This is a genomic window from Shewanella sp. KT0246 (genome assembly GCF_019654955.1).
In the GTDB taxonomy this organism is placed as follows: Bacteria; Pseudomonadota; Gammaproteobacteria; order Enterobacterales; family Shewanellaceae; genus Shewanella; species Shewanella goraebulensis.
Window position 1 is genome coordinate 1 of record NZ_BPEV01000074.1, and the last position, 8,050, is coordinate 8,050.

General features: G+C 35.1%; 6 protein-coding genes. All 6 read right to left on the reverse strand.

The window, feature by feature from the left end; genetic code table 11:
• The coding region (locus K5Q58_RS20230; RefSeq protein ID WP_220755658.1) for a hypothetical protein at positions 1-927 on the reverse strand (927 nt) is incomplete at its 3' end.
• A gap of 6 nt (positions 928-933) precedes the next feature.
• Positions 934-1,962 (reverse strand): NAD-dependent epimerase/dehydratase family protein, encoded by a 1,029-nt coding sequence (locus K5Q58_RS20235; RefSeq protein ID WP_220755659.1) that lies wholly within the window; start codon positions 1,960-1,962, stop codon positions 934-936.
• Between the two features lie 86 nt (positions 1,963-2,048).
• Positions 2,049-3,329: a Vi polysaccharide biosynthesis UDP-N-acetylglucosamine C-6 dehydrogenase TviB gene (gene tviB, locus K5Q58_RS20240; RefSeq protein WP_220755660.1), complete on the reverse strand. Its 1,281-nt coding sequence runs from the start codon at positions 3,327-3,329 to the stop codon at positions 2,049-2,051.
• 251 nt (positions 3,330-3,580) lie between these two features.
• On the reverse strand, positions 3,581-5,740 hold the full coding sequence (locus K5Q58_RS20245) for a polysaccharide biosynthesis tyrosine autokinase (protein WP_220755661.1): 2,160 nt from the start codon (positions 5,738-5,740) through the stop codon (positions 3,581-3,583).
• A gap of 183 nt (positions 5,741-5,923) precedes the next feature.
• Positions 5,924-6,364: a low molecular weight protein-tyrosine-phosphatase gene (locus K5Q58_RS20250; RefSeq protein WP_220755662.1), complete on the reverse strand. Its 441-nt coding sequence runs from the start codon at positions 6,362-6,364 to the stop codon at positions 5,924-5,926.
• 2 nt (positions 6,365-6,366) lie between these two features.
• Entirely contained in the window at positions 6,367-7,494 is a 1,128-nt protein-coding gene (locus tag K5Q58_RS20255; RefSeq protein ID WP_220755663.1) for a polysaccharide export protein, read from the reverse strand.
• Positions 7,495-8,050: the final 556 nt, after the last annotated feature.

The following is an 8,050-nucleotide window of genomic DNA, read 5'->3' on the forward strand; positions in this document are numbered from 1 at the left end:
AATACCATAGCAAAAGATTAAGGTACCAATGACTGAATGCAATTCTGACTGATGTTCTTCATTAACTAAATATGAATCAAATCTATCTACAGCCCCCTCTCCGGCACCAAAAATTAAGTACTCATAGTTGTTATAGATCCGATCATATCCTCTTTCCTCCCAAAAAGAGTGTTGAGCAGTTTCTTTTTTTATCACTCTTTGAGTTAGACTATCACTTTTCAATAAGAAAAAAGTAACCAAAGATGGGATAACTATAATTGAAGTAACAGTTAGTATAAAAAAAGCTTTCTTATAAAATTTATAAGCAATATAAAACAAGATAATAGGTATTGCTAAAAAGGCACCAAATGAGAGAGTTATAAAAACCAAATACAATCCAACCAGCATAGCAAATAAAAATTTCAACTTATCTAACAGCATAATACTATTGAAATTTCTAATTACTATATATGAGCTAGCTAAACAAATTAAAATAATAAATGCAGCTAGCTGATTTGGGTTATTAAAAGTCAAACTTCTTCTCATTTGGCTTTCTGGATATAAAAAACTCATCAAAAACAGCATAAGTACAATTACCAAGTGTAATGTAATAACATCACTTACGGTAACCTTGCTTTGGGTTACAACCAGTACCAACAATATAACAAACAAGAAGTTAAAAATATAAAAAAATGCGCTTAAAGCTATTCTATTATCTTGTTCAAACAGACTCATGCTTAAATTAATAAAAACAGCATACAAAAGGAAAAAAAGTATAAGCTTTAACTTTTTATCATAAAAGCATGAACTCAAGTTATTCTTTATCCCATATAATGGAAGTATAATAAAACCAAATAATAAGAATAAGTCTGCAGCCTGTGGTAAACCACTACTCCATAAATAAAACGGTTTCAATAATATGTAGAGCGAAAAAATAATAGCTAACATTATTCGTTAGCCTTTACGCAGAAAATTAATATACCAAGACATTACATTACTGAGCCCGTTTAATATATCAAATTTTGGTTCATATCCAAGGTTTTTACAAGCTTTATTGATATCAGCCTGAGAATGACGAACATCTCCGTCTCTAAAAGCTCTATAAATCAAATTTCCTTTTATTTCTATACCATTTTTGATTAACTCCACTTTTATAGCTTGCACAAGTTGATTTAAACTTGTTCTATCTCCTACCGCTACATTATAAATTTTATCTTTGAATTCACTTGAAGCTGTAGCTGCAAGTATATTCATTTGAACAGTATTGCCAATATAACAAAAGTCTCGGCTAGTCTCACCATCACCATTAATAAATATATCTTCGCCTTCAATCATAGCTGCGGCCCATTTGGGAATAACTGCAGCATAAGCTCCATTTGGATCTTGACGCTGGCCAAATACATTAAAATAACGTAGCCCTATGGTTTTAAACCCATAAGTACGGGCATAAACACCTGCATACAACTCATTCACATATTTTGTTACAGCATATGGTGATAATGGGTTACCAATATTCTCTTCTATTTTGGGTAAAGCTGGGTGATCACCATACGTAGAACTAGAAGCTGCATAAGTAAAGCTTTTTACTTTTTCCTCTTTTGCTGCATCCAACATATTCAAAAAACCAGTAATATTAGTTGCATTAGTTGTAATTGGATCAGCTATTGAACGAGGCACAGAACCTAGCGCAGCTTGATGTAGTACATAATCTACGTCTGCCACTGCTTTTTTGCAGTCTTGATAATTACGAATATCGCCTTCAATAAATGTAAAAGCATTCCACTGTTCATTTGATACCAAGTTTTTAACTTCATCAAGATTATATTGATGTCCAGTAGCAAAGTTATCAAGACCAACTACTTTTTGATTAAGTTTTAATAATTTCTCTAAAAGGTTTGAGCCAATAAACCCTGCAACTCCTGTCACTAACCATGTTTTAGGTTCAGCAAGTAATTCATCTTGTATTTCATCGTAACGAGACATATTTAGACCAATATTTATTTCATAAAAACGAGGTATTAAATTCACCTCGTTATACACTAAAATTATAATTTGAATTTATACAACGTTTATAAACGCATATCTACTGTGTTTTTATCCAAAACATATTTTAGGTCGTAAAGTACATGTTCACTTTTACCAAACTTGTGAATTTCTTCAGAGCCCAGTTCTTTAAACTGATTATGTCCAACCGCTAAAATAATAGCATCGTAGTTATTTACTTTTGGTTTTTCAATAGTAGTTAAACCATACTCATGATTTGCTTCTTCATTGCTGCACCAAGGGTCGGTGATATCTACATTTATATTGTATTCTTTTAATTCACTGACAATATCAACGACTTTTGTGTTACGTAAGTCAGGACAGTTCTCTTTAAACGTCAGTCCCATAACAAGAACATTTGCACCATCTACATGAATGCGTTTCTTTAGCATTGTTTTAACTAGCTGTGATACAACATATGCTCCCATACCATCATTTAAACGACGACCTGCAAGGATCATCTCAGGATGATAACCAACTGTTTGCGCTTTATGAGTTAAGTAATATGGATCAACACCAATACAGTGCCCGCCAACTAGACCAGGGCGGAATGGTAAGAAGTTCCACTTGGTACCAGCAGCTTCTAATACTTCTAATGTATCAATATCCAATTTATTGAAGATAATAGATAGTTCATTAATCAATGCTATATTTACATCTCGTTGCGTGTTTTCAATTACTTTCGCAGCTTCTGCAACCTTGATACATGATGCTTTATGAGTACCTGCAGTAATAATACTTTTGTATAAATGATCGACAAAATCAGCAATTTCAGGAGTTGAACCACTAGTAACTTTTAAAATGTTTGTTACGCGATGCTCTTTGTCGCCAGGGTTAATACGTTCAGGAGAATAACCTGCAAAAAAATCAATATTATAAGTGAGGCCAGAAACTCGCTCTACAACTGGTAAACACTCTTCTTCTGTAGCACCGGGGTATACAGTTGATTCATAGACAATTATATCGCCTTTAGAGATAACCTTACCAAGCATCTCAGTCGCTTTAATCAGCGGTGTTAGATCTGGTTGTTTATGCTCATCGATTGGGGTTGGCACAGTAACGATATAAACATTACAGTCATTCAAGTCAGCAACATTTGCGCTGTACTTTAAGTTGGTAGCTTCTTTGAGCTCTTCACTAGAACACTCTAAAGTAAAATCTTTACCTGCGGTTAGTTCTGTTACACGAGTCGTGTTTATATCAAAGCCTAATGTATTTAACTTCTTTCCAAACTCTACAGCTAAAGGTAAGCCAACATAACCTAAACCAATAATACCGATTTTTGCATTTTCTAGTGATAAACTCATCTTACTGCCTTATGTTTCAAAGTTGATTTTTTTTAAAAGAGTTAATTAGAGGGTATATAATTATCAAATATGATTATAAAAAAACTAAAATAATACATATATTGAACTCAGCCTTTAAAACCATGCTGAGACACATTTATTCATTTTGAGACAGCGGCATTGCCGCTATCACCGATATAACCAAGATTTGACTGTTTTCTGCCTAAGCTTTCTTTTGGCAGCCCCAATAGACTCTATTTATTTTATATTCATTAATTACTTTTATAACTGTAATTGTAATATCCATAGTTGTAATAACTTGAGCCTGATTGCTCAACCATATTTAAAATAGTTCCAGCAACTTTTATTCCTGATTGTTCGAATCGGTTAGCTGCTACTTCAACTTCTTTTGCAGGATTTTGATCAAACCTAACCACCATTAATGTGGTACCTGATTGTTTAGCAATAATAGCTGCATCCGTAACGGCCAATACTGGTGGTGTATCCATTATTACAAAATCGTAGTTATCATTTGCCCATTGCATAAATTCTGTAAACCGTGCATGCATTAATAACTCAGAAGGGTTCGGCGGAATAACTCCTCTTGTAATGACATCTAGGTTTTCGATGACATTTTTATCCATTACTTGCTCAACTGTTTTAGTTCCAGATAAGAGATCAGATAAACCATTCTCAAATACCAATCCAAAGTGTCTTTGCATATATCCTTTGCGCATATCGGCATCAACCACTAATACCTTTTGACCAGATTGCGCAATAATTGTAGCTAGATTAGCCGAGATAAATGATTTACCAATACTTGGTGAAGGACCTGAAATTGAAATGATGCTATTTTTGGCTTCCATCATTGCAAAATGCAGGCTTGTTCTTAAGCCTCGCAAGGCTTCAATCGATAAATCTTCAGGGTTCGAATATGCTAATAGGTTATCTTCCAGCCCCTTTCGTGAACGTTTTTTTGACTTACCAAATACTAAGTCTCGTTTGTTTTGAATATCTGATTTAGGCACTGTTGCATATACAGCTAATCCTAGCGACTCAATCTCGTCTGGTGATTTTACACCTCGATTAAATGCTGCTTTTATTAATACATATGCAATGGCTATCATTGCTCCTAGCATTGTGGCCAAGACTACAATTAACGGCTTTTTAGGCTTAATCGGTAACAAAGCCGACTGTGCATTATCTAAAATACGGACATTACCCACAGTCCCCGCTTTTAGTATGTTTAACTCTTGTACTTTATTAAGTAATTGAATGTATATCTGTTGATTTACTTCTACATCGCGAGTCATACGTAACACTTCACGTTGCGTTTTGGGTAGTTTTTGTATTTGCCTATTTAAACGTTCTCGTTCACCTTCTAAGGTTTTGCGCTTATCTAGTAAGGATATATATGCAGGGTGCTCTTTGGTAAAACGTTGGCTAATTTCAGTTTCTTTGAAGGTCAGTTCATTCATTTGAGCTTCAAGTTCAACCATCACTTTAAGAATGGATTGTGCTTCTAGCCCTAAATCTATTGATTCATTTTCTTGTCTAAAACCATTTAATGCATCTTCTGCGGTGGTTAATTCACCTTGAATACCTGGTAAATGATCATTTAAAAACTGTAAACTTTTCTCAGCTTCTGCCGAATTACGCGCAATGTTTTGTAAAAAATAATTTTTACTTATATCGTTTAGAATAGATTCAATTTTTGCTCTATTTTCACCAGAATATGACAGTTCCAAAATCCCGCTTTGTTTACCACGTTCTGATATCGCTAGGTTAGATTTTATGTTCTGAATAACTTGTAATCGATTACTAATTGCCAGGTGAAATTCAGCGCCCTGATTGGCATTTAGTTCACGAACAAATAACTTAAACTCATCTCTTTCGGCCAATTTGTTAACCTGACCTGACAATACCTTTTCATTAAGTTCATCATAAAGATCAAATCGGGCCGAATCAGAGGTTACAACTAATTTAAACTCAGTACCTTGGTGACTACGCGGTACTTCGAATCTAGCAACATCAATAGAGTTTTGATTACCGGTTAAGCGTGCTAAGCCTTTACCTATTATAGGAAAGTAACTTGGTTCAGCCATAATGGTTAAGTTTAACTTGTTGACTGTTTCACCCAAAATCATTCTTGATTTTATAATCTCAATTTCAGTGGTCGCTGATGACTCAGAAGCGAACATGTCGCCCATTTCACCGACTAACGCAGACATACCACTTTGTTTTTGCTCAACCTGTAATAATGCATCAGCTTTATAAATTGGTGTAGCCAATAAAGCATAAGCAACACCAATGACCGCAAAAATAGTGGTAACAAGCAAAATTTTCCATTTAGAAGACAATAGAATATGAAGTAACTTACCTAAATCAATTTCATCACTTTCTTGTTTTTTACTATTTTCGATTGAACTCATTGCTTAACCTTTTTAAACACCGAATTTAATTAAATTGACCCGGTTAAATTATTTTATTGTTTTGAAAATTAGGTTCATTTTCTTAGCAAAATTTTTGCTGACTAAACTGCATAATATATCTTCCAATTACTAAAACGACTTAGCAACTCTTAAGAAGCTTCTTCATTATTTGCCTTATTATCATTAAAGCTTTCTAGCCCAAGATGCAGCTGATTTATCTATTTGTGACATCACAATGTCAAACATTTCTTGACTTTGTCTGTATGGATCAGGAATGTCCTTCTGCCCTTCCCAATGTCCAAATAGCATTGTTTTACCTCTAGCTTCTGGAACCATATCAGTAACAGCCCTTACATGCCCCTTTTCCATTACCAATATTAAGTCAAATTGTTGCGCCAATTCACGTGTTAACTGTTGTGATTGATGTCCTGTAATATCTAAACCTGCCTTTAAAGCTACTGAACTTGCCATTTGATCTGCAGGCTTACCAACTAAGCCACTTTTTTCAGATGCTATTCCTGCTGAAGCGATTATTTTTGTTGGCAACAACTTTTTTAATGCGGCTTCACCGGTGGGCGAGCGACATATATTGCCAACACAAACTACTAGAATTTTTTCAAACATAATTAATTATCACTATATATATTATTTGTACGCTCAATGCCTTGGGCAAGTTGGTTAAACCCTGTAATTGTAGGCATAAGTTGCAACATCACTCGATTCCACCTGCTAAGTGGGGCTGCTGTAACGTATACAATATCGTATGGCTGCAAATCAAATTCTGTGCCTAACGCAAGGGCTGTAGCTTCTGTTACATCTAACTGATATACATCTGCTATCGTGCCTTCATTCGAGTCATATTGACTTCTTATTACAAATACACCTGTAGCATCAGCTTGATATTCATTAATGCCACCAACTCCAGCAAGTGCTTCGGTTAAACTCATACCAACACGATCGATTTTTAACATTTTAGGTTCGTTAACTTCACCTAGGACAAATACCTTTTGATCGTCATTACGCGGAATATGTAAAATATCGCCTTGCTGCATTAACCGATTTTGAGTTAAGTCCCCTTTTTGCATCAAGCCATATAACGAAATATTCTCAGTCATTCCATTACGAGTCAGTGATATTTCATGCCATGCTGCATCATCTGTGATACCACCAGATTGATTCACTGCATCAAGCAGTGTCATTGGAATATTTGTTACAGGTAATACGCCCGAGTTTGTCACTTCACCCGTTACATAAACTTTTTGTGAACGAAAAGATGCTAAATTGACGTCAACCTGAGGGGCTTCGATAAATTGACTGAGTCTTTTAGCAATATCTGCTCGAATTTCTCGTACCGACTTACCAGCAACTTTAACCACACCTATATAAGGATAAAAAATTGTACCGTCAGAATGCACCCAGTTACCTGATTCAGCTGAGCTACGGTAAGAGCCGGCAGGGATAGTTAATTCAGGGTGGTCCCATATTGTAATATTTAATACATCCCCAACCCCTACACGATATTCATATTTTTGAATATCTAACTCTAACGCGGGGTTAGCCGTTGAATATAAATCGGCTGGTTTATACTGGCTAATAGTTTGTGGGGTTATCGGGAGTATATTGACTTTCTGTTCAATATTTTGATTTGATGTCGCATCATCGTCTACTGTTAAATGACTCCCCGGAACCGCACAACCTGCAATAACGAATGGAAGAAAAGCGATTAATAACTTATTTTTTACAAGTGATTTCATTTTAAGTTTCTTAATTATTTTGTAATCAGTTAAAGCGACAAACACAGTAAATAAGTTCATATAGCTGCGTTAAAATGTGATGTTGTCGGTGAATGTTAAAAATTAGACACGCTTCCGCCCATGGATTACAGCTTCCAGCATGCTCAAAAACTTCATAGAGTCGGTTCCTGCTATTGATAGTTAGGCAGAATCCTATGTGTGACCACATTGAACGGTAACAAAAACGTCACAATAAGGCTTAAAACAGCATTACATTAAGACTTACGTAGCGCAAAAGCAACTAGCAATTTGGTTATTTGTGCTAAAATGACAGGTTATTAATTCATGTCAAAATAACAGATCAAAACCGTGTCTAAAAAACAAACAACATAGAGTGCTTCAAAGGTATTTTTATACACTTTACTACCTTTATGTGACACTCATTTTACAGTTATTTTTAACTTGATAATATATGACTTAGTTGGGTAGTTGGGTAGTTGGGTAGTTGGGTAGTTGGGTAGTTGGGTAGTTGGGTAGTTGGGTAGTTGGGTAGTTGGGTAGTTGGGTAGTTGGGTAG